The 21,815-nt window shown below is 68.3% G+C and carries 16 protein-coding genes; 10 read left to right on the top strand and 6 right to left on the bottom strand.

The window, feature by feature from the left end; all coding sequences use genetic code 11:
• Window positions 1–50: 50 nt before the first annotated feature.
• Together AC1RKE_RS00315 and recG are read right to left on the bottom strand one after the other, a co-directional pair.
• Complete coding sequence (locus tag AC1RKE_RS00315) at window positions 51–1,664, bottom strand: NAD(P)/FAD-dependent oxidoreductase (protein ID WP_348684317.1); 1,614 nt, start codon at window positions 1,662–1,664, stop codon at window positions 51–53.
• Between the two features lie 77 nt (window positions 1,665–1,741).
• Window positions 1,742–3,829, bottom strand: a complete 2,088-nt coding sequence (gene recG, locus AC1RKE_RS00310) for an ATP-dependent DNA helicase RecG (RefSeq protein ID WP_492896351.1) — start codon at window positions 3,827–3,829, stop codon at window positions 1,742–1,744.
• Between the two features lie 144 nt (window positions 3,830–3,973).
• Here recG and AC1RKE_RS00305 point away from each other — a divergent pair, with 144 nt between their 5' ends.
• Window positions 3,974–4,300 (top strand): succinate dehydrogenase assembly factor 2, encoded by a 327-nt coding sequence (locus tag AC1RKE_RS00305; protein ID WP_182713089.1) that lies wholly within the window; start codon window positions 3,974–3,976, stop codon window positions 4,298–4,300.
• Complete coding sequence (mfd, locus tag AC1RKE_RS00300; protein WP_395941980.1) at window positions 4,300–7,767, top strand: transcription-repair coupling factor; 3,468 nt, start codon at window positions 4,300–4,302, stop codon at window positions 7,765–7,767. Before AC1RKE_RS00305 ends, mfd begins: the two co-directional genes overlap by 1 nt.
• A 5-nt stretch (window positions 7,768–7,772) precedes the next feature.
• On the opposite strand, the gene AC1RKE_RS00295 is transcribed toward mfd, so the two are convergent.
• Window positions 7,773–9,080: a diguanylate cyclase domain-containing protein gene (locus tag AC1RKE_RS00295; protein WP_054765914.1), complete on the bottom strand. Its 1,308-nt coding sequence runs from the start codon at window positions 9,078–9,080 to the stop codon at window positions 7,773–7,775.
• Between the two features lie 188 nt (window positions 9,081–9,268).
• Here AC1RKE_RS00295 and AC1RKE_RS00290 point away from each other — a divergent pair, with 188 nt between their 5' ends.
• Window positions 9,269–10,228 (top strand): YihY/virulence factor BrkB family protein, encoded by a 960-nt coding sequence (locus AC1RKE_RS00290; RefSeq protein ID WP_492896132.1) that lies wholly within the window; start codon window positions 9,269–9,271, stop codon window positions 10,226–10,228.
• Window positions 10,229–10,238: 10 nt separating this feature from the next.
• Here the strand turns inward: AC1RKE_RS00290 and AC1RKE_RS00285 are convergent, their stop codons facing one another.
• The gene (locus tag AC1RKE_RS00285; RefSeq protein ID WP_333896849.1) at window positions 10,239–10,466 is read right to left on the bottom strand and encodes a sulfurtransferase TusA family protein; all 228 of its coding nucleotides are present in this window, start codon (window positions 10,464–10,466) and stop codon (window positions 10,239–10,241) included.
• Window positions 10,463–10,954, bottom strand: a complete 492-nt coding sequence (locus AC1RKE_RS00280; protein WP_191554049.1) for a CinA family protein — start codon at window positions 10,952–10,954, stop codon at window positions 10,463–10,465. Before AC1RKE_RS00280 ends, AC1RKE_RS00285 begins: the two co-directional genes overlap by 4 nt.
• A 40-nt stretch (window positions 10,955–10,994) precedes the next feature.
• On the opposite strand from AC1RKE_RS00280, the gene AC1RKE_RS00275 reads away from it, so the two are divergent.
• On the top strand, window positions 10,995–13,292 hold the full coding sequence (locus AC1RKE_RS00275; protein ID WP_348684088.1) for a spermidine synthase: 2,298 nt from the start codon (window positions 10,995–10,997) through the stop codon (window positions 13,290–13,292).
• A gap of 10 nt (window positions 13,293–13,302) precedes the next feature.
• Here the strand turns inward: AC1RKE_RS00275 and AC1RKE_RS00270 are convergent, their stop codons facing one another.
• Entirely contained in the window at window positions 13,303–14,457 is a 1,155-nt protein-coding gene (locus tag AC1RKE_RS00270) for a bifunctional 2-C-methyl-D-erythritol 4-phosphate cytidylyltransferase/2-C-methyl-D-erythritol 2,4-cyclodiphosphate synthase (RefSeq protein WP_348684089.1), read from the bottom strand.
• A gap of 93 nt (window positions 14,458–14,550) precedes the next feature.
• Between AC1RKE_RS00270 and dusB the strand changes: the two genes are divergently transcribed.
• From dusB to hflX, 6 genes are all read left to right on the top strand, one after another.
• Window positions 14,551–15,606 carry a tRNA dihydrouridine synthase DusB gene (gene dusB, locus AC1RKE_RS00265; RefSeq protein WP_333896853.1) on the top strand — a complete coding sequence of 352 codons (1,056 nt, stop codon included), beginning with the start codon at window positions 14,551–14,553 and terminating at the stop codon, window positions 15,604–15,606.
• Window positions 15,603–17,870 (top strand): sensor histidine kinase NtrY-like, encoded by a 2,268-nt coding sequence (locus AC1RKE_RS00260; protein WP_395941982.1) that lies wholly within the window; start codon window positions 15,603–15,605, stop codon window positions 17,868–17,870. The genes dusB and AC1RKE_RS00260 overlap by 4 nt, the downstream gene beginning before the upstream one ends.
• A gap of 10 nt (window positions 17,871–17,880) precedes the next feature.
• Window positions 17,881–19,287 carry a nitrogen assimilation response regulator NtrX gene (ntrX, locus tag AC1RKE_RS00255; protein ID WP_182713081.1) on the top strand — a complete coding sequence of 469 codons (1,407 nt, stop codon included), beginning with the start codon at window positions 17,881–17,883 and terminating at the stop codon, window positions 19,285–19,287.
• Window positions 19,287–20,150, top strand: coding sequence for a D-amino-acid transaminase (locus AC1RKE_RS00250; RefSeq protein WP_348684031.1), 864 nt, complete (start codon window positions 19,287–19,289; stop codon window positions 20,148–20,150). Before ntrX ends, AC1RKE_RS00250 begins: the two co-directional genes overlap by 1 nt.
• A gap of 104 nt (window positions 20,151–20,254) precedes the next feature.
• On the top strand, window positions 20,255–20,500 hold the full coding sequence (gene hfq, locus AC1RKE_RS00245; protein ID WP_054766962.1) for an RNA chaperone Hfq: 246 nt from the start codon (window positions 20,255–20,257) through the stop codon (window positions 20,498–20,500).
• A complete protein-coding gene (gene hflX, locus AC1RKE_RS00240) occupies window positions 20,501–21,814 on the top strand; it encodes a GTPase HflX (RefSeq protein ID WP_348684032.1) in 1,314 nt (437 codons plus the stop codon).
• Window position 21,815 lies beyond the last annotated feature (1 nt).

Here is a 21,815-nt window from a genome sequence, read left to right as displayed (position 1 = left end):
CTGACGAGGTCCGGATTGCCGCACGATCGCGGCGATGCGCCGCCTTTTGCCTACGCCGTCCCCTCCGCCACCATCGACCGGGCGACGGCTTCGGCGACCTTGATGCCGTCGACGGCGGCCGACAGGATGCCGCCGGCGTAGCCGGCGCCTTCGCCGGCAGGGAAGAGACCGCGCACGTTCAAGCTCTGGAAGTCGGCGCCGCGGGTCATTCGGATCGGGGATGAACTGCGGGTTTCGACCCCCGTCAGAACCGCCTGGGCGTCGTCGTAGCGGGCGATCTTGCGGCCGAAGACGGGCAGGGCCTCGCGCATGGCGGCGATCACATAGTCGGGCATCAGGGGCGCCAGGTCGGTCGGGCGCACGCCCGGTTTATAGCTGGGGACGACCTCGCCCAGCGTGGTCGAGGGGCGGCCCGCCAGGAAGTCGCCGACCAGCTGGCCCGGCGCGAAATAGTCGCCGCCGCCGGCCGCATAGGCGCGGGTCTCCAGATCCCGTTGCAGTTCGATGCCCGCCAGCGGATGGTCGCTGGGATAATCCTCGGGCGAGATGCCGACCACGAAGCCGGAGTTGGCGTTGCGCTCGTTGCGCGAATACTGGCTCATGCCGTTGGTCACGACTCGGCCTGGCTCGCTGGTGGCCGCGACCACCGTGCCGCCCGGGCACATGCAGAAGCTGTAGACGGTGCGGCCATTCGAGCAATGGTGCGAAAGCGAATAGGCCGCCGCGCCCAGGTCAGGGTGGCCGGCGCAGGGGCCGAACATGGCCTTGTCGATCCACGACTGCGGATGCTCGATGCGAAAGCCGATCGAGAACGGCTTGGCCTCGATATGGACGCCGCGCTCGTAGAGGGTCTGGAAGGTGTCGCGCGACGAGTGGCCGATGGCGAAGACCACGTGATCGGCCTCCAGCGTCTCGCCAGTGTGCAGGCGCACGCCCCGAAGGACGCCCTTGTCGAGATCGATGTCCGTGACCCGGTGCTCGAAGCGGTATTCGCCGCCCAGCTTTTCGATCTTCTCGCGCATGGCCTCGACCATGGTCACCAGGCGGAAGGTGCCGATGTGCGGGTGGGCCTCGGTCAGGATTTCCTCCGGCGCCCCGGCTGCGACGAATTCGGTCAACACCTTGCGGGCCAGGAAACGCGGATCCTTGATCTGGCTGTAGAGCTTGCCGTCGGAGAAGGTGCCCGCGCCGCCCTCGCCGAACTGCACGTTGGATTCCGGGTCCAACTTGCTGCTCCGCCACAGGCCCCAGGTGTCCTTGGTCCGCTGCCGAACCACCTTGCCGCGGTCGAGGATGATCGGCTTGAACCCCATCTCGGCCAGGATCAGCCCGGCGAACAGGCCGCACGGCCCGGCCCCGATCACGACCGGCCGCAGGCGCTCGGTCCTGGGCGCCACCGCGACCGGGCGGTAGGCGACGTCTGGCGTCGGCGCCACGTGCACGTCGTCTGCGAGGCGGGCCAGCACCGCCGCTTCATCCCTAACCTCGACGTCGAGGATGTAGACTTTCAGAATCGCGGATTTCCGGCGGGCGTCGTGCGCCCGCTTCCATATCGACCAGGAGACAAGATCGTGCGGCGTCACGCCCAGGCGGGCGGCGATCGCGGCGGGCAAGGCCTCCGGCGGGTGGTCGAGGGGCAGTTTGAGTTCTGACAGGCGCAACATCCGGGGCGTTCTAGCCGGTCGAGTCTTTGGATCCTAGGCGCAAGGCCAAGGATGACGGACGTGGGCGCGGCGCCCCTTCAATCCGACCCCGCCTTATGCCCCTTCCAGTCGAACAACTCCTCCAGCACCTGAACCGCCTGACCGCGTTCGGAGGTCAGGTCGGGGTCGCGGCCCAGGATCAGGCGGGCGTCGTCGGCGGCGGCCAGCATCAGGGCGCGGTGGCGGATCGGGTCAGCGAAGCGGTAGGCGGGGAAGCCGCTCTGTTTCAGGCCCAGGGGGTCGCCGCCGCCGCGCAGGCGGAAGTCTTCCTCGGCGATGACGAAGCCGTCCTCGGTGCGGCGCAGGGTTTCGAGCCGTTCCTTGGCGGTTTCGCCGAGGGCGCCGTCCTGGCCGCCGTACAGCAGGATGCAGGAGCTGGCCTTTGCGCCGCGACCCACGCGGCCGCGTAGCTGGTGCAGCTGGGCCAGGCCGAAACGGTCGGCGTGTTCGATGACCATGATGGAGGCGTTGGGCACGTCGACCCCGACCTCAACCACCGTGGTGGCGACCAGCAGGGGAATGCGGCCGTAGGCGAAGTCGGCCATGACGGCCTCGCGCTCGGCGCCGGGCATCTGGCCGTGGGCCAGGCCGACCTCGACCCCCAGCAGGCGGCGCAGGTCGTCGGCGCGGTCGACGGCGGCGGCGAGGTCTATGGCCTCGGATTCGGCGACGAGGGGGCAGATCCAATAGGCCTGTGCGCCGGCGTCCAGCGCCGTCTTCAGCCGGGCGGCGACCTCGCCGATGCGGGCCCGGGGGACGACGGCGGTGGTGACGGGGGTGCGGCCCGGCGGCTTCTCCATCAGGCGGCTGACCTCCAGCTCGCCGTACTGGGTCAGTTCCAGGGTGCGGGGGATGGGGGTGGCCGACATGGTCAGCAGGTGGACGGCGCCCAGGCGCGGATCGCCCTTGGCCTGGAGCCGCTGGCGCTCGCTGACGCCGAACCGGTGCTGTTCGTCGATGACGGCCAGGGCGAGGCGGTCGAAACGGACGGCGTCCTGGAACAGGGCGTGGGTGCCGATGGCGACCTGGACGTGACCGGAGGCCAGGGCAGCCAGTTTCTCGCGTCTCTGGCCGTTGGTGTCGCGGCCGGTCAGTAGGACGGAGGCGACGCCGGCCGCCTCCAGCAGGGGACCGAGCTTTTCATAATGCTGGCGGGCCAGGATTTCGGTCGGGGCCATCAGGGCGGACTGGAAGCCGCTGGAGGCCGCGTCGGCCAGGGCCAGGGCGGCGACGGCGGTCTTGCCCGAACCGACGTCGCCCTGAAGCAGCCGGCCCATCTGTTTGCCGGAGGCCAGGTCGCGGCGGATTTCGGCGACGGCCTGGGCCTGGGCGCCCGTCAGGGTGAAGGGCAGGGCCTGGAGCAGGCAGTCGGAGGCGGCGCCGGGCGCGATGACGGGGGCGGGCTTGATCTCCCGGGCGCGGCGACGGCGGGCCAGGGCCAGCTGGTGGGCGAGGAATTCGTCATAGGCCAGGCGCTGGCGGGCGGGGGCGTCGGGCGACAGGTCGGGCTCGCCCGTCGGGGCGTGCAGGGCGTCCAGGGCGGCGCGCCAGCCTAGCCAGTTCTGTTTCTTCAGCCAGGCAGGGTCCTGCCATTCCGGCAGGTCGGGGGCGGCGGGCAGGGCGGCCTGGACCAGTTTGCGCAGCTGGCGCGAGGTCAGGCCTTGGGTCGCCGGATAGACGGGTTCGGAGGCGGGGATGTCGGCGGCCTTGTCGGGCGTGACGATGTCCGGATGGACGATCTGGACCTCGCCGTTGAACCGCTCGACCTTGCCCGAGACCAGCCGGGTCTCGCCGCGCGGCAGCAGCCGGTCGATATGCTGGGGCGAGCCGCCGAACCAGACCAGGTGAACAAAGCCCGTCGCGTCGCTGGCGCGCACCTTCAGCGGGGCGCCGGGGCGGCTGGGGACGAACAGGCGGTCGATGACGATCTCGAAGATCCCGACCTCGCCGTCCACGGCGGTCGCGGCCTCCATGGGTCGGCGGACGATGACGCCCGAGGGGCTGAGGAAGACCAGATCGCGCACCAGCGGCCCCGCCACCTTCTGCACCAGGGGCAGGATGCGGGGCCCCACGCCCTTCAGGCTGGAGACCTCGGCGAACAGGGGGAAAAGAATCTGCGGACGCATCGCCGTGAACATAGCGTGACCATGACGGGTGGCGAAGTCCGTTCAGGAACGCTATCTGCGCTTCTTCCATTTGAGGACGCTAACGCTCGCCACGCGGTGGCTCGCTGCTTGAGCGTCCTTCAACTTTGCCGGGCAAGGATTCTTGTGGCCGAAATCGACGCGCGTTTTGAAGACGAGATGACTCCCGAGCGAAAGCAGAGGCTGGGCCGGATCCAGTTCCGGTGCTGGCGGCGGGGCTTCCGCGAGGCCGACATGGTGCTGGGGCCGTTCTCGGACCAGGTGGCGCCGACCCTGACCGAGGCCGAGCTGGACGTGTTCGAGCGGCTGATCGACGAGGAAGACCAGTGGCTCTACGGTTGGATCATCGAGCGTGATCCGACGCCGCCGGAGTTCGAGACGCCGGTGATGGCCAAGGTGCGGGCCTTCATGCGCGAGCATGTGGCCGCCGAGGTCGGCAAGGGCATCGGCTGATGGATCAGCAGGTGACTGTGCACCGGACCGACGCCGATCTGGGCGGGGCGCCGGAAGGTCTGGACGCCCTGGTCGTCGCGGAGCGCGTCAAGGCCGACGGCGGCGTGGGGGTCTTTATCGCGCGCGATTATCAGCGGGCCGGCGGCTTTGTTCAGGCGTTCCGCTTCTTCTCGCAAGATGTCGAAATTCTGGAATATCCGGCCTGGGACTGCCTGCCCTATGACCGGCTGAGCCCGACGGCGGGGATCGCCGCCCAGCGGATGGCGACCCTGACGCGGCTGGCGCAGCGCAAACCGGGCGAGGGGCCGGTTCTGGTAGTCACGACGGTCGGCGCGGCCATGCAGAGGACGCCGCCGAAGTCGGTGACGACCCAGGCCGGGTTCGAGACCAAGGTGGGGCGCGATCTCGATATCCAGGCGCTGGAGCGGTACTTCGCCGCCAACGGCTATATCCGCGCCTCGACCGTGTCGGAGCGGGGCGAGTTCGCGGTGCGGGGCGGGGTGGTGGACGTCTATCCGCCGGGCTTTGAGGAGCCGGTGCGGCTGGACATGTTCGGGTCCGAGCTGGAATCGATCCGCACCTTCGATCCCGAGACCCAGAGATCGACGGGCCAGATGACGGCGGTGGCCCTGGCGCCCGTCTCGGAGGCGCTGCTGGACGCGGATGCGATCTCGCGCTTCCGCACCGGCTATCTGAAGCTGTTCGGCGCGCCCGGCGACGATCCCCTGTATGCGACCATCAGCGAGGGCGCGCGGCGGCAGGGCATGGAGCAGTGGCTGCCGTTGTTCTACGAAAGCCTGGACAGCCTGTTCGACTATCTGCCGGATCAGGCGCAGGTCTTCCTAGACAATCAGGCCGAAAGCGCGCGGGCCGAGCGGTGGGATCTAATCGTCGACGCCTATGAGGCGCGGGCCGAGGCGGCCAAGGCCCAGAAGGGCAAGGGGGGAGGGACTGCGGCGGCCAATCGCGCCCTGCCGCCGCAGTCCCTCTATATGGACGCCGGCGACTGGAACCAGGCCCTGGCCGGCCGGTCGGTGCGGCGGCTTACGCCCTTTACGGGCGGGGGCGAAGACGCGGGCGGACGGCTGGGACGGACCTTCGCGGCCGAGCGATCACAGGACAGCGTCAACCTGTTCGAGGCGGTCGCGGCCCATGCCGCGGCCCTGAAGGCCGAAGGCAAGCGGGTGCTGTTCGCCTCGTGGACCGAGGGCTCGTCGGAGCGCCTAGCCACCCTGCTGAGCGACCACGGCCTGGACCATATCGTCGCCGTGCGCGACTGGGCCGATGTCCAGACCGCGCCCAAGGACCTGTATTTGCGGGGCGTCCTGCCGGTGGAGCATGGATTCGTCACGGACGAGGTCGCCGTCATCTCCGAGACCGACATCCTGGGCGACCGGTTGGCGCGGCCGAGGAAGAAGCGTCGGGCCTCCAACTTCCTGGCCGAGGCCTCGGCCCTGACCACCGGCGACCTGGTGGTCCACCTGGATCACGGCATCGGGCGGTACGAGGGGCTGAAGACCCTGGACATCCAGGAGGCGCCGCACGACTGCCTGGAGCTCTTGTACGCCGGTGACAGCAAACTCTATCTGCCGGTTGAAAACATTGATCTTCTGACCCGGTACGGCACGGACGCCGACGGGGTGCAGCTGGACAGGCTGGGCGGCGCCGGCTGGCAGGCGAGGAAGGCCAAGGCCAAGGAACGGCTGCGCGCCATGGCCGAGGGTCTGATCGCCCTGGCCGCCAAGCGGGCGCTGCGCGAGACGGAGGCGGTGACGCCGGCGCCGGGCCTGTTCGCCGAATTCTGCGCCCGCTTCCCCTATGAGGAGACGGACGACCAGCTGAACGCCATCGGCGACGTGCTGGAGGACCTGGGCAAGGGCACGCCGATGGATCGCCTGATCTGCGGCGACGTGGGCTTCGGCAAGACCGAGGTGGCGCTGCGCGCCGCCTTCGTCGTGGCCATGACCGGCAAACAGGTGGCGGTGGTGGCGCCGACTACCCTGCTGGCGCGCCAGCACTACAAGACCTTCACCGAACGCTTCGCCGGCTGGCCGGTCAAGGTGCGCCAGCTGTCGCGGATGGTGACGGGCAAGGAGGCGACCGAAACGCGGGCGGGGCTGAAGGACGGCTCGGTCGAGATCGTCGTCGGCACCCATGCGGTCCTGGCCGAACAGGTCGGTTTCCGCGACCTGGGCCTGGTGATCGTGGACGAGGAGCAGCACTTCGGCGTCAAGCACAAGGAAAAGCTGAAGACCCTGCGCGCCGACGTCCATCTGCTGACCCTGACCGCAACCCCGATCCCGCGCACCCTGCAGATGGCGCTGTCGGGCATTCGCGAGATGTCGATCATCGCCACCCCGCCGGTCGATCGCCTGGCGGTGCGGACCTATGTGACGCCGTGGGACCCGGTGCTGGTGCGCGAGGCCCTGCTGCGCGAGAAATATCGCGGGGGGCAGGCCTATTATGTCGCGCCGCGCCTGAAGGACCTGCCGGACATCGAGAAATTCCTGCGCGAACAGGTGCCGGAGATCAAGTTCGTGGTCGGCCACGGCCAGATGTCGGCGACCCAGCTTGAGGAGGTGATGAGCGCCTTCTACGAGGGGGAGTACGACGTCCTGGTCTCAACCACCATCGTCGAGAGCGGACTGGATATTCCGACGGCCAACACCCTGATCGTGCACCGGGCCGACATGTTCGGCCTGGCGCAGCTGTACCAGATCCGGGGCCGGGTGGGTCGGTCCAAGGCCCGGGCCTTCGCCTATCTGACCACCGATCCGGTCAAGCCGATGACCCTGTCGGCCGAGCGGCGGTTGCAGGTGCTGCAGTCGCTGGACAATCTGGGCGCCGGCTTCCAGCTGGCCAGCCACGACCTGGACCAGCGCGGCGGCGGCAATCTGCTGGGCGACGAACAGTCGGGCCATATCCGCGAGGTCGGGGTCGAGCTTTACCAGCAGATGCTGGAGGACGCGGTCGCCGAACTGCGCGAGAAGGGCGAGGGGCTGAATGTGGATCGCGGCTGGTCGCCGTCGATCAACGTCGGCGCTTCCGTCCTGATTCCAGAGGACTACGTGCCGGACCTGAACGTCCGTCTCAGCCTGTATCGCCGCCTGTCCGACGCCGAACAGGCCGAGGATCGTGAAGCCCTGGCCGCCGAACTGATCGACCGGTTCGGGCCCCTGCCGGACGAGGCGCAGCAGCTGCTGAAGATCGTCGGCGTCAAGGCCAACTGTCGCCGGGCCTGTATCGAGAAGATCGACATTGGGCCGCGCGGCGCGGTGCTGACCCTGCGCGACAACAGCTTCCCCAATCCGGTCGGACTGGTCGGCCTGATCCAGAAGAACCACGCCTTCTGGAAGATCCGGCCCGATCAGAAGATCGTTGTGACGGGGGACTGGCCGACGGCCGAAGACCGGCTGAAGGTGGCGGAGCGGATCACGGCCGATCTGGCGCGGGTGGCGGGGGCGTAAGGGCCCTACCGCGTCTTGTCGAACAGGTCGGCGGAGGCGCGTTCGAGGAGGGCGCCGGCGGATTCGCCGGGGCGCATTTCGGCGGCGCCGACGTCGAATTCGGCGACGAAGGGCGAGCGGTCGGGGCCGGCGTCGAAGGCGGTGCAGCCGATGACGGCGGCGATCCGTTCGGCGGCCAGGCGAGCGGCCTCGCCGCGCGTGGCGGGCAGGGCCAGGGCGAAGACCTCCTTGGCCAGACGGGCCGGCGTATCCTCGACCCGAACCAGGCGCGAGACCATGGCGCCGATCTGGGGCATGGCCCGGTCCAGCCAGCCGCCCTGGCGCGCCCAGGTGACGGGCTCGGTCTCGCGCACCCTGAGGACGCAGACGGACAGGGGACGTTTGCGAACGCGAGACGCCTCGGCGACCCGACCCAGGTGGGCGGCGAAGAGTTCGGGCGTGAACAGGCCGGTGGAGGCGTCCATCAGGTCCAGACTGCGGACCGAATCCAGCGCCTTTCTGATGGTCAGGTGGCGGCGGTGGGCGCCGGCCATGGCCAGGACCCGCTCCGCCGTCTCCTGCTCCGGCGTTTCGGTCGAGGCGACGTCGGCGAAGCCCCGATTGAACAGTTCGTTCAGGCTGATTTCGTCGGCGCCACGCAGATAGAGCATCAGCGGAATATGATACAGGCGCGTGTTGCGCTTCATGCCTGCGGCGATCGACAGAGCCGGAGTGTGATCCTTTGCGCCCCACAATATGGCGGCGTCGAACAGGGTCTCATGCAGATAGTCGAAGGCGGTGTAAGGGGTGGGCGCCGCCACCACCTCGGCCCCCGCAGAGGTCAAGGCGTTGGACAGGGCCAGGAAGCGACGGTCCGCAACCCCGGCCGCCAGGATCCGCAGAGGCGCCGCCGCGCCGGGGTCGGCGGCCAGGCTGATGCCCCGCAGGCCGAAGGTGGCGACCCGCAGGTGAAACTCTTCCTCGGCGATGGCGGCGCGGCCGAGCTGTTCGAGACGCAGGGCGGCCTGGGCCGGGTGCGGCGGAACCGACATGGCGACATCGGCGCCCTCGACCGAGTCGGGGGCTGCGCCGACCACCATGATGGACAGGCGGCGCGGTTGGGCCGCCGCGCGCAGTCGGACCGCCGCGTCCGGCGTCAGGGAATCAAAGTCGATCACGGCGGCTTCGAGCGGCAGGTCCTGAAGCGTCGCCTCGGCCGAGCCGACATCGCGGGCGGTGACGGTGGTCCAGCCAAGCGCGTCCAGGCCGGCGGCGAGCGGCCCGATACGGGCGTCATGAGCCGCCAGGATCAAAACGCGCGCGTCGAATGCCAAGCCAGTCCCTCCCCATCGGTCGCTGGGGCCATAGCCGCATGCGAGGCGGACCACCATAGCGCGACGCATTTTATAAAGGACTATCGCCTTCGCAGGCCGCCCTTAAAGGCAGGTGCGTCGACAGGGCTTTCCCCCGTTCCAGAATCCTTTAAGTTTAGGGGTTTGTTGTAACGGTTGTGGGGGCCGGATTGAGCGATCAGCTGACCCGATCGGTTCTGAAGGCGCCCGGATTCTGGGGCGGTCTGGCCGTGCGCGCCTTCACCCGCAGCTGGGGCCGGGATGTCATGCTCTACACGGGGGGCGTCTCCTTCTTCGCCCTTCTGGCCGTCTTCCCGGCCATCGCCATCCTGATCGGCGTCTATAAGCTGGGCCTGTCGATCAATGAGGTCAGCGCCCAGGCCGCCGCCCTGTCCGACCTGTTGCCGCGCGCGGCCCAGACCATATTTCACGACGAGATCGCCCGGCTGGCCAAGGCTTCCGCCCGGACCGTCTCGGCCCAGAGCGCCTTCGCCCTGTTCGTCGGCGCCTACGCCGCCCATCGAGGATTCAAGGCGTTGCTGGCGGGACTTAATCTCATTCACGATGAGACTGAGCCTCACGGCTTCTTCAAATTCAATCTACTGGCCTTTTTCGTCGCCATATTCGCCTTCGCCCTGTTCACCGTCGTGTCCGGCGCCGTGGTGACGGCGCGGATTCTGGCCCATGCCGCCTCGCCGGGGGCGAGGGGGGACAATGCGGGTCTGATGCCGCTCGACGCCCTGCTGCCCGCCCTTGGCCTAGCGGTGGGGCTGACGTTGCTCTATCGCTACGCCATGAGTCACCGGACGCCGGTGGCCTGGCTGCCGTCGATCACCGGAGGGCTGGTGGCCACCCTGATGTCGGTGGTCTCATCCTGGCTCTGCGCCATCTATGTCGAACAGATCGCGCCTCTGGGAGCGACCTATGGCTCGGTCGGGGCCGTGGTGGTTTTGCTGATCTGGCTGTCCTGGAACGTCAACGCCATCTTCTACGGCGGCGCCTTCGCGACCGAGATGGAGATCGCCGCCGGGGCCGAGAGGGCGGAACAGGCGCGCAGGGCCTCCGCCGCGGCGGATGTGGTCGATCTGTCGGAACGGCGGGCCAGACGCCGCACGCGGTCGCAGACCTAGGGTCGAAAACTCAGCCCGCCTCGACCAGAAGACGCAGGACGCCGTCGACCTCTTCGATCGAAATCACGCGGCCCTGCTTCTGAGCCATCAGAAACGGCGCGTCGATACGCGCCATAGGGTCGGTCGCCAGAAGGATGAAACGGGCGCCGGCCGCCGCCCCGGCCATGGCCTTTTGCAGCCTGAGGCTGGGCGTCGGGCAGCAGTGGCCTCGGGCGTCGATGACGACGGGTTCGGTCACGATGCGGCTCGCTCCGCCAACATCTCCAAGGCGACCCTGAGCGCCGCCATCCGGACCGCGTCGCGCCCCAGGTCGCCGAACCGCTCCATCCTGTGGACCAGCCCGCCCGGACCCACGGCCGCGAAATGGACCAGGCCGACCGGCTTGTCCGGGCCGCCGCCGCCCGGCCCCGCAATTCCGGTGACGGAGACGCTGACGCTCGCGTTCGACTGGGCTGCGGCGCCTTCGGCCATGGCGCGGGCCGTCGGCTCGGAGACGGCGCCGTGGGCGATCAGGGTCGCCTCCGGCACGCCCAGCATCTGTTGCTTGGCGGCGTTGCTGTAGGTGACGAAGCCGCGATCCAGAACCGCAGATGAACCGGGGACGGCCGTCAGGACGGCGGAGACCAGGCCGCCGGTGCAGCTTTCCGCCGTGGCGATCATCAGGCCCCGCTCGGCCGCGGTTGCGACGATCTGTTGCGCCAGTCGCAGGATGTCTTGTGAGAACATGCGCTTTCCATAGGCCGCGAGTCCCGCTCTAACCAGCACCATGACCGATGTGGTTCAAGCCGAAAGCGCGGCGCGCCCGAACCCTGGGCGGCTGACGCCTCTCCTGTTCGCGCTGGCCGTCTTCACCTCGGCCTGTCTGGTCTTCGTCGTTCAGCCGATGGCGACCAAGCTGATCCTGCCCAGCCTGGGCGGATCGCCGTCGGTGTGGAACGCCGCCATGGTCTTCTTCCAGACCGCGCTGCTGGCCGGCTACGGCTACGCCCACGCCCTGCAGCGCATCGGGTCGATGCGGCTTCAGGTGCTGGTTCATCTGGCGCTTCTGCTGGCCGCAGGCCTGTCTTTGCCCCTGCGGATCAGCGGCGTCCTGGGCGATCCCGATCCAAACGCGCCCACGGCCTGGCTTCTGGCGACCCTGACCCTCTCGATCGGGGCCCCCTTCGCCATTCTTTCGGCCACCGCGCCCCTGCTTCAAGCCTGGTATGCGCGGGCGCGGGCGGGCCAGGCGGAGGCGAAGAACCCCTATGTCCTCTATGCCGCTTCGAACCTGGGCAGTTTTCTGGCCCTGCTGGCCTATCCGGTCCTGATCGAACCCCTGGCCAGTCTTTCGCTCCAGCGCCTGGGCTGGAGCCTGGGCTATGGTCTGTTCCTGGTGATGGTCGCCGGCCTGGGCGCCCTGGCCTGGTCCGGCCGCGGGGTCCGAACGGGTGCGGCGGCAGAGCCCGCGCCCCCGGAGGCGGGGCCGCTGATCGCCTGGCGCGAGAAGGGGTTGCTGATCCTGCTGGCGGCCGTTCCGTCGAGCCTGATGCTGGGCGTGACGGCGCATCTGTCGACCGACGTGGCCTCTGCGCCCTTTCTCTGGGTCATTCCTCTGGCCCTCTATCTGCTCACCTTCGTCATCGCCTTTCAGAACCGACCGGTCCTGCCGCTCCCCCTGACGCTGGCGATCCAGGCGGGGGTGCTGGCGGCCGGCTGCGCCCTGGTCGCCTTTCGGACCACGGAGTGGCTGTTCGTCTTCGTCGTCAATCTGACAGCCTTCTTCTTCTGCGCCCTGATGTGCCATCAGCGGATGGCCGAGCGGCGTCCTGCGCCGGGCCGGCTGACGGAGTTCTATCTGCTGCTGTCGCTGGGCGGCGTCTTGGGCGGCGTCTTCAACGCCCTGATCGCGCCCCTGATCTTCGACATGGTGTGGGAATATCCGCTGGCGCTGGTCGCCGTCGGCCTTTTGCGGCCATGGGGCGAAGGCGAGGTGCGGCGATGGGAGATCATCGCCTGTGTGATCGGGGTCCTGGTCGCCCTGGCGGGACCGCTGGGCCTGGCCCTGGTGCGCTACGCCCCCGACATTCGCGCGGTCGTCCCGGACGCCGAACTGGTGCGGATCGCCCAGGCGGTGATCGGCGTCGCCGCCCTGTTCGCCTTTCTGCTGAGGGACCGGGCGATCATGTTCACCGTCGTTCTGGGAGCCATGGTCTGGTCCGGCTATCAGGTCGCGCGGGGCTATGACTGGGCCCTGACGGAGCGCAGCTTCTTCGGGGTCATGCGTGTGGCCGATACCAACGTCGCGGGTCTGGGCGGACCGGTTCATGTGCTGATGCACGGCACCACCCTGCACGGCGCCCAGGCGCAGTCTGAGCCGCACCGTTGCTCGCCAACCCTCTATTACGCCACGGCGACGCCTCTGGGGCAGGCGGCCCTGATGGCCCAGGCGCACCGGCCGGACGGCGCCCGGATCGGGGTCGTGGGCCAGGGCTCGGGGGCCATGGCGGCCTATAAGCGCCGCCAGGACCAGATGAGCTTTTTCGAGATCGACCCGATGGTGGATAGGCTGTCGCGCGATCCGCGCTGGTTCAGCTTCATCAATGGTTGCGCCGAAGGACCGATCCGGACGGTGCTGGGCGACGCCCGACTGACCATGGCGCGGGAGGCCGCCGGTTCCTATGACCTGCTGATCATCGACGCCTTCAGCTCCGACGCCGTACCGACCCATCTGCTGACCCAGGAGGCCATCGCCGGCTATCTGCGGCTTTTGAAGCCGGACGGGGTGGTGGTGCTGCACCTGTCCAACCGCAATCTGGACATCACCCTGCCGGCCGAGGCGGCGGCCGCGGCCCTGGGGGCGCCGGCTCTGCACCAAATTTATCGGGAACGGCCGGATGCGCCGCTGATGGTGGAATCCTCGACCGAGGCCCTGGTGATCGGCAAGAGCGAAGCGGCCCTGGCGCCCTATCGCGAAGATCCGCGCTGGCGCAGGCTGTCGCCCACGGAGGTGCGGCCGTGGACGGACGACTACGTGAACCTGTTCGGAGCCCTGGTGCGGCAGATGCGGCTGGCCGCGCGCTGAAGGCGCCGGATCAGGCCGAGACCGGCATCTCCACCGTCGCCGCCGCCTGGGCGGCCAGGCCTTCGCCTCGGCCGGTGAAGCCCAACCCTTCGGATGTGGTGGCCTTCACGCTGACGCAGTCCAGCGGCAAGGCCAGCAGATCGGCGATCCGTTCGCGCATGGCCTGACGGTGCGGCTTCACCTTCGGACGTTCGCAGATCAGGGTCACGTCAACATTGACGATGCGGCCGCCGCGCGCCGCCACCAGTTCGGCGGCGTGGATTAGAAACTGGTCGGAGGCGGCGCCCTTCCACTTCGGGTCGGTGGGGGGGAAATGATCGCCGATGTCGCCGGCGGCGATGGCTCCCAGCAGGGCGTCGGTCAAGGCGTGCAGCCCCGCGTCGGCGTCCGAATGACCGATCAGGGTCTGGTCATGGGGAATCTCGATCCCGCACAGCCAGACTGATTCTCCGGGGCCCCAACGATGGACGTCGAAGCCCGTGCCCATGCGGGTCTGGTAGCGGGTCTCTTGCGACAGCAGGGCCTCGGCCATGGCGAAATCCTCGGGATAGGTGAGTTTCATCAGCCGGGCGTCGCCGGCGACCAGGGCGATCCGGCCGCCGTGACGGCGCACCACCACGGCCTCGTCGGTCGGGGTCTCGGCCGGGTTCCAGGCGGCATAGGCCGATTCCAGGAGTCCACGGCGGAACGCCTGAGGGGTCTGGGCCCGCCAGAGGTCCTCGCGGTCCACCGCCTCGGCCATCAGCCCGTCCGATCCCCGGCGCAGGCTGTCGGCGACGGCCAGGACGGGCAGGGCGCCGTCGGCCTGATCCAGGGCGGCGACGACGCGGGCGATGACGGGGGCGTCCAACAGCGGCCGGGCGGCGTCGTGGACCAGCACGGGCTGGTCGTCGGGACAGGTGAGGGCCGCCAGTCCTGCGCGAACGGACTCCGCCCGCGTCGTCCCGCCGACCACGGCGCGCCACCCCGTCAGCCCGTCCAGCACCTCGGCGGCGCGATCCCGAGCGTCGGAGGCTACGACCACGACCAGCTCCTGGGCGCCGGCGTCCAGAAGCGCTTGGGCGGACCAGCGCAGAACCGGCTTTCCGCCCAGGGTCCGCCACTGTTTTTCGCCGCCGGCCCGCGTTCCGGAACCGGCCGCGACAATGATGGCTGAGAAGATCATGACGTCTTCTAGAGCGCGACGTTCAGCGGGGAAACCGTCAATCCGCCGCTGTCGCGCTTGACGAAAGGGCGCGCAATGCGGCGAAAGGCGGGAATGTCCAAGTCCTTGACCATCGGCGACGTCACCGTGCCCGGCCGCGTGCTGATGGCGCCGATGACCGGCGTCACCGATCTGCCGTTCCGCATCCTAGCCTCCAAACTGGGCGCGGCCTATGTGGCGACCGAGATGGTGGCGGCCAAGGAGCTGGCGCGGGCTCGGCCCGACGTGGTGCGGCGCGCCGCCGTGGGCGCGGGCCTGCCGCTGACCGTGATCCAGTTGGTCGGGCGGGATCCGGGCCAGATGGCCGAGGGGGCGCGCATGGCCGAACAGGCCGGTGCGGACATCGTCGATCTGAACTTCGGCTGTCCCGCAAAGGAGGTGACGGGTTCGGCCGCCGGATCGGCCCTGATGCGGACGCCTGACCTGGCCTGTCGCATCATGGAGGCCGTGGTGAGGGCCACCGGCCGTCCGGTCACGGTCAAGATGCGGCTGGGCTGGGATGACGACAGCCGAAACGCCGCGGATCTGGCTGTGCGGGCCGAGGCGCTCGGTGTGAGGGCTGTGACGGTCCATGGACGAACCCGCCAGCAGTTCTATACCGGAAGGGCGGACTGGGACGCCGTGGGCGCCGTAAAGGCGGCCGTTCGCATTCCCGTCATCGTCAACGGCGACATCGTCACGCCTGAAGACGCGCGCACGGCCCTTGAGCGGTCCGGCGCCGACGGTCTGATGCTGGGACGAGGCGTCTACGGCCGGCCCTGGCTGGCGGCCCATTTGGAACAGGCGCTGAGCGGCGTGACGGCGCCCCAGGAGCCGGGGCCGGAGGCGCGACTGGCGATCGTGATCGACCATCTGAGGGCCTCGATTGACTTCTACGGCCTGCCGCTGGGGCTGAAGATGTTCCGCAAACATCTGGGCTGGTACATCGAACAGGCGCCCTGGCCGGCCGATCCGCAACACCGTCGCGAGGCCAAGGCAAGAATTTGCCGCCTGGACGATCCCGCGGCCGTCGAGCAGGAAATGGCGGGGCTGTGGCGGCGAAATTTACCTGACTGTTTCAATTCGGCTGTTGAAACGCCGCCACAGTTCGCGGACACTGCTGTGGCATGACGGATACGCCCTCAGCCGTGACCTCTCGCACCGACCCTTCGTCGGGCGACGAGTCGTTCTGGGGGCGTTTTGAAACCGAGCGGGCGCGGGCGGGCTTCGGTTTAGCCTACGCCTTGGCCGTCATCATCACGGCGGCGGCGGTATGGCTGGTCGCGGTGGCGCCGGGCGCCAGCGCCGGCGCTGCGCGAGGATCGGCCGGTCAGATCGTGCTGTTCGTCCTGATCGCCAATCTGATCCTGATTTCGGGTCTGGCCTTCATCGTGGGACGTCGCGTCCTGGTCCTAGCCCGCAGCACCAGCGAAGCGGGTTCGCGCCTGCACCTGCGGTTCGTGGCCCTGTTCTCGACGGTGGCGGTGATTCCGGCGGTTCTCATCGCCCTGGTCTTCGGTGTGCTCGTGACGCGGGGGGTCGATCAATGGTTCAGTCAGAACGTCCAGGCCTCGGTCGAAAACGGCGCCGTGGTCGGGCGCGCCTACATCCAGGACGTCGCCACAGCCGTCGATGCGGATCTCGTCACGATCGCGGATCAACTGACCAGCGCACGCGGACTGTTCGACGACCGTATTCAGTTCAACGACGCCTTGGCTCAGATCGGAGACATCTTCGGCTATCCCGCGATCTATATTCTTGACGGTGATCGGGAGGTGCTGGCGCGAGCCGAAGGACCGGGGGCGCCGCCCTATCTGGCTCCGCCGCGTTCCTATCTGGAAGACGCCGTCCAGGGCGGCAAGCCGCCGACGGACGTCACCCAGCACCCCGACACCGTGCGCTCCCTGATCGCCCTGCCAGCCTATGGCGACGCCTATCTTTATCTGGTGCGGCCGCTCCAGGACGGTCTGGTGGCGCGAATGAACGCCTCGAGCCAGTCGATCCAGGCCTATCGCGAAGCCCAGGAGAGCCGCGCCCGAATTCAATCGGCCTTCATTCTCAGCTATCTGGAGACCGCCCTGCTGGTTCTGGTTGGAGCGGTCTGGCTGGGCATGTCGGCGGCCAGCAGCATTTCGGCCCCGATCGGGCGGCTGGTGAAGGCGGCCGGCCAGGTGGCGGGCGGCGACTTCAGCGCCCGGGTGGACAGCGACGGGGCGCCGGGTGAAATCGCCACCCTGTCGGAGGCCTTCAACCGCATGACGGGCGACCTTCAGGCCCAGCAGTCGGCGCTGAAGGCGGCAAGCGAAGACGCCCAGGATCGCAGCCGCTTTATCGAGACGGTGCTGTCAGGCGTCAGCGCCGGGGTGATCGGTCTGGATCGGCGCGGACGAATCTCGGCCATCAACGACAGCGCCCTGCAACTGTTGCATATCGAAGAAGCCGAGGTTCTCGGCCGTGAACTGGCGACCCTGTCGCCCGAGCTCAGCGATCTGGTCGGACGGGTCGAGGCCCATATCGAAGAGGACATCGATCTGAGCCGCGAAGGCGAGACCCTGCGCCTGCGTGTGCGCATCGAGGGCGGTCAGGGCGGAGAGATGGTGCTGACCTTCGACGACATCACCCGGCTGGTCACGGCCCAGCGCAACGCCGCCTGGCGCGACGTGGCGCGGCGTATCGCCCATGAGATCAAGAATCCCCTGACCCCGATCCAACTGTCGGCTGAAAGGCTTAGGCGGAAATACAGGGACAAGGTGGACGAGGTGGAGATCTTTGACCGCTGCACCGACACGATCATCCGCCAGGTCGGGGACATCGGCCGGATGGTGGACGAATTCTCGTCCTTCGCCCGCATGCCCGCGCCGCGTTTCGGTGCGGCCAACCCCGCCGAAATGCTGCGAGAGGCGGTGTTCGCCCAGCGGGTGGCGGCGGCGGACATCGGCGTGGACCTGATCGAACCCCTGCCCAAGACGAGCCTGCGCTGCGACGCCCGGATGGTGGGACAGGCGCTGGTCAACATTCTGAAGAACGCGGGCGAATCCGTGGCGGCGCGGCGTGCCGCCGAAGGCGCAGCGCCCGGATCCGAGGCGGCGGCCATCATCGCCTCCCTGATCATCGAGAACGAGACGGCCGTCTTTGTGGTGGAGGACGACGGCGTCGGCCTTCCCGCCAAGGACCGCGATCGCCTGATTGAACCCTATGTCACCACGCGCGAAAAGGGCACGGGCCTGGGCCTAGCCATCGTCAAACGCATCTGCGAGGACCACGGCGGCGAGCTGAAGCTGGCGGACGCCGAGACCCTGCGCGGCGCGCGCGTGTGCCTGATCTTCCCCCTGAAACCCCACGGCAAGACCGGCGATGCGACGGAGCGCAAGCTCCAGAGCGTCGCCGCCGAATAAGCGAGGCAAGATGCGACCTACCGGTTCCGACATTCTGGTCGTCGACGACGAGGCGGACATCCGCGATCTGGTTTCGGGCCTGCTCGAGGATGAAGGGCACGCCGTGCGCGTGGCCGCCAACTCCGACGAGGCCCTCGCGGCGATCCGCGCACGGAAGCCGTCGCTGGCCATTCTCGACATCTGGATGCAGGGCGGCGGTCTGGACGGGCTAGAACTGCTGGAGGTGGTCAAGGAGATCGACCCCGACCTTCCGGTGGTGATGATCTCGGGCCACGGCAATATCGAGACGGCGGTGACCGCGCTGAAGCGCGGCGCCTATGACTTCATCGAAAAGCCGTTCAAGTCGGATCGGCTGGTGGTGGTGGTCGAGCGGGCGATCGAAGCAGCGACGCTGAGACGCGAGAATCGCCGTCTGCGCGCGCAGACGATGACGCCGTCCGGCCTGATCGGCCGCTCCCAGGCGGCCCAGGCCCTGCGCAGCACCATCGCCAAGGTGGCCCAGGCCAACAGCCGGGTGCTGATTTCCGGTCCGGCCGGGTCGGGCAAGGAGCTTGTGGCGCGTCAGATCCACGAAGCCAGTCCGCGCGCGCGCGCCGAGTTCGTCGCCATCTCGGCCGCCGGAATGACGCCCGAGCGATTGGATGTCGAACTGTTCGGGGAAGAGGGACAGGACGGCCGGCCGCGCAAGATCGGGGTGTTCGAGCGGGCGCACAACGGCACCCTCTATCTGGACGAGATCAGCGACATGCCGCGTGAGAGCCAGAGCCGCATCCTGCGGGTTCTGGTGGATCAGCGCTTTCGTCGGGTCGGCGGCGAACAGGACGTGCAGGTCGATGTGCGCGTCGTCACATCCACTTCGCGAGACCTGAAGACGGAGATTGCCGAAGGCCGGTTCCGTGAAGACCTGTTCCACCGCCTGAACGTCGTGCCGATCCGGGTGCCGGCCCTGTCGGAGCGGCGCGAAGACATCGCCGAACTGGTCGATTATTTCGTCGAAACCATCAGCGCTTCGCAGGGCCTGCCTCGGCGTGTGGTCGGGGAGGACGCGGTGGCGGTGCTGCAGGTCCATCCCTGGCCGGGCAACATCCGCCAGCTGCGCAACAATATCGAACGGCTGCTGATCCTGGCGACAGGCGATCCGAACGAGCCGATCACCGCCGACATGCTGCCGCAGGAGGTCGCCACCTCGAACAGCCCGTCCTCCAGCCTGGGGGCGGAGCGCACCATCGCCCTGCCGCTGCGCGAGGCGCGCGAGGTGTTCGAACGCGAGTATCTGGCCGCCCAGATCATGCGCTTCGGCGGCAACATCTCCCGCACCGCCGCCTTCATCGGCATGGAGCGGTCGGCTCTGCATAGAAAGCTGAAGTCGCTGGGTGTCTCTCCGGCGCGAGGCGGAGATGAGGACGAGGCCGACTGATGTCCCGCGTCGCCTATGTGAATGGAACCTATCAGCCGCACGGCGAAGCCGTGGTCCATGTGGAGGATCGGGGCTTTCAGTTCGCCGACGGGGTCTATGAGGTCTGGTCCGTGTTCGACGGTCGGCTGGCGGATTTCGACGGCCATATGACGCGGCTGCATCGCAGCCTCAATGAACTGCGCATCGACATTCCCATGTCGGTCGCCGCCCTGACGCGGGTGCTGCGCGAGACGATCCGGCGCAACCGGGTGAAGAACGGCATAGTCTATCTGCAGGTCACGCGCGGCACGGCGCGGCGCGACCATCCCTTTCCCGCGCCGGGGACGCCGCCCAGCGTCATCGTCACCGCCAAGTCCATCTCGCCCGCACGAGGAGAAGCTCAGGCGAAAAAGGGCGTCGCCGTCCTGACCCAGCCCGACATCCGGTGGGGAAGATGCGACATCAAGACGGTGGGTCTGCTGCCGAACATCCTGGCCAAACAGGCGGCGCGGGAGGCCGGGGCCTATGAGGCCTGGTTCGTCGACGACATGGGCCTGGTGACCGAAGGCTCCTCGACCAACGCCTGGATCGTGGATGAGCACGGCAAGCTGCGGACCCGCGACACCCAGGCCAACATCCTGAAGGGCTGCACGCGCACCACCCTGATGACCCTGATCGAGGAACAGGGCCTCGAACTGGACGAGCGCCCCTTCAGCGTCGAGGACGTCAAGCGCGCGCGCGAAGCCTTCTTCACGGCCGCCGGCGCTTTCGTGACCCCGGCGATTTCGATCGACGGAACCAAGATCGGGGACGGCAAGCCGGGCCCGATTACGTTGAAGCTCCGTCAGCTCTATCTTGAACGCGCGCGTCGAGAGGCCATTTAGGGCGTTGCCGGATCGGGGAGGCGCCGTCTAAGGTCTTCGCTGGCCCGTTCGGCCCCGACGCCGCTCCTATGGCGACGAACAACCAAGAACAGGAAAAACCTGCCATGTCGCAAGACAAACGCCAGAACCTTCAGGACACCTTCCTCAACTCGGTCCGCAAGACCAAGACGCCGCTGACCATCTTCCTGGTCAATGGGGTCAAGTTGCAGGGCATCGTGACCTGGTTCGACAACTTCTGTGTGCTGCTGCGCCGCGATGGCCAGTCCCAGCTGGTGTACAAGCACGCCATCTCCACCATCATGCCGTCCGCGCCCGTGCAGCTGTACGAGCCCGACGCCGAAGACGATTGATTGACCCAAAAACTGATTGATCACGCCGCCCCGGTTCAGCGGGCGGTCGTCATCCACCCCGACGGACGGTCGGAGTCGCCGCGCCTGGCCGAAGAACGCCTCGAAGAAGCGTCCGGCCTGGCCCGCGCCCTGGACCTCGACATCCGGGGCGAAGAGATCGTGCGCGTGCGCAAGGTCGCGCCGGCGACCCTGTTCGGATCGGGCAAGGTGGACGAACTGGCCGCCCTGATGCGCGCGGCCGAGGCCGATGTGGCCGTCATCGACGACGCCCTGACGCCCGTTCAGCAGCGCAATCTGGAGAAGGCCTGGGAGGTGAAGGTCATCGACCGCACCGGCCTGATCCTGGAAATCTTCGGACGCCGCGCGCGGACCAAGGAAGGTCGGCTGCAAGTCGAACTGGCGCGGCTCGACTATGAACGGTCGCGTCTGGTGCGGACCTGGACCCACCTGGAGCGCCAGCGCGGCGGCACCGGCTCGACCGGCGGTCCCGGCGAAACCCAGATCGAGCTGGACCGGCGTCTGATCGCCGACCGGATCGTGCGGCTGAAGGCCGAGCTGGAGGAGGTGCGCCGCACGCGCGGCCTGCACCGCAAACAGCGCCAGAAGGTTCCGTTCCCGACCATCGCCCTGGTCGGCTACACCAACGCCGGCAAGTCGACCCTGTTCAACCGGCTTACGGGATCGGAGGTCTTCGCCAAGGATCTGTTGTTCGCCACCCTGGACACGACCCAGCGCACCATCCGCCTGCCGCAGGGCCGCCCGGCCATTGTGGCCGATACGGTCGGCTTCATCTCCGACCTGCCGCACGAACTGGTCGAAAGCTTCCGCGCCACCTTGGAAGAGGTCGGCGAGGCCGATCTGATCCTGCACGTCCGCGACATCGCCTCGACCGACAGCGACGCCCAGGCCAAGGACGTCGAGGCCGTGCTGAAACAGATCGAGACCCCCGAGGGCAAGACCCGCCGGGTGCTGGAGGTCTGGAACAAGATCGACCTGCTGGACGAGGAGGCCCGCGAGACCATTCTTGGTCAGGCCGAACGTCTGGCCAAGGACGGTGAGGCGGTCGCCGTCTCGGCCTGGACGGGCGAGGGGATCGAACGCCTGCGCCAGACCATCGCCGGCCTGATCGACGACGATCCGGAGACGCGGCTGACCCTGTCGCCCGAACAGGGCGAGGCGTTGGCCTGGCTTTATGAACATGGCCGGGTGACGAGGCGGGACGCGGACGAGGATGGCCGCACCCATGTCACAGTGAGGCTTCACCCTGCCGCCCTGGGGCGGTTCGAGCGCCTGTATCCCGACCTGACCGACTGAA

This window comes from Brevundimonas sp. GW822-FHT03E11 (assembly GCF_058801445.1).
This window is presented reverse-complemented; position numbering and strand designations above follow the sequence as displayed.

What these genes read in the sequence shown, in the direction of transcription:
- recG (WP_492896351.1), bottom strand. Translation starts at nt 3,829, where the DNA reads ATGCGTCCGCAGATTCTTTTCCCCCTGTTCGCCGAGGTCTCCAGCCTG.
- mfd (WP_395941980.1), top strand. Translation starts at nt 4,300, where the DNA reads ATGGATCAGCAGGTGACTGTGCACCGGACCGACGCCGATCTGGGCGGG.
- ntrX (WP_182713081.1), top strand. Translation starts at nt 17,881, where the DNA reads ATGCGACCTACCGGTTCCGACATTCTGGTCGTCGACGACGAGGCGGAC.
- AC1RKE_RS00270 (WP_348684089.1), bottom strand. Translation starts at nt 14,457, where the DNA reads ATGATCTTCTCAGCCATCATTGTCGCGGCCGGTTCCGGAACGCGGGCC.
- hfq (WP_054766962.1), top strand. Translation starts at nt 20,255, where the DNA reads ATGTCGCAAGACAAACGCCAGAACCTTCAGGACACCTTCCTCAACTCG.
- AC1RKE_RS00315 (WP_348684317.1), bottom strand. Translation starts at nt 1,664, where the DNA reads ATGTTGCGCCTGTCAGAACTCAAACTGCCCCTCGACCACCCGCCGGAG.
- AC1RKE_RS00260 (WP_395941982.1), top strand. Translation starts at nt 15,603, where the DNA reads ATGACGGATACGCCCTCAGCCGTGACCTCTCGCACCGACCCTTCGTCG.
- AC1RKE_RS00275 (WP_348684088.1), top strand. Translation starts at nt 10,995, where the DNA reads ATGACCGATGTGGTTCAAGCCGAAAGCGCGGCGCGCCCGAACCCTGGG.
- AC1RKE_RS00250 (WP_348684031.1), top strand. Translation starts at nt 19,287, where the DNA reads ATGTCCCGCGTCGCCTATGTGAATGGAACCTATCAGCCGCACGGCGAA.
- AC1RKE_RS00280 (WP_191554049.1), bottom strand. Translation starts at nt 10,954, where the DNA reads ATGTTCTCACAAGACATCCTGCGACTGGCGCAACAGATCGTCGCAACC.
- dusB (WP_333896853.1), top strand. Translation starts at nt 14,551, where the DNA reads ATGTCCAAGTCCTTGACCATCGGCGACGTCACCGTGCCCGGCCGCGTG.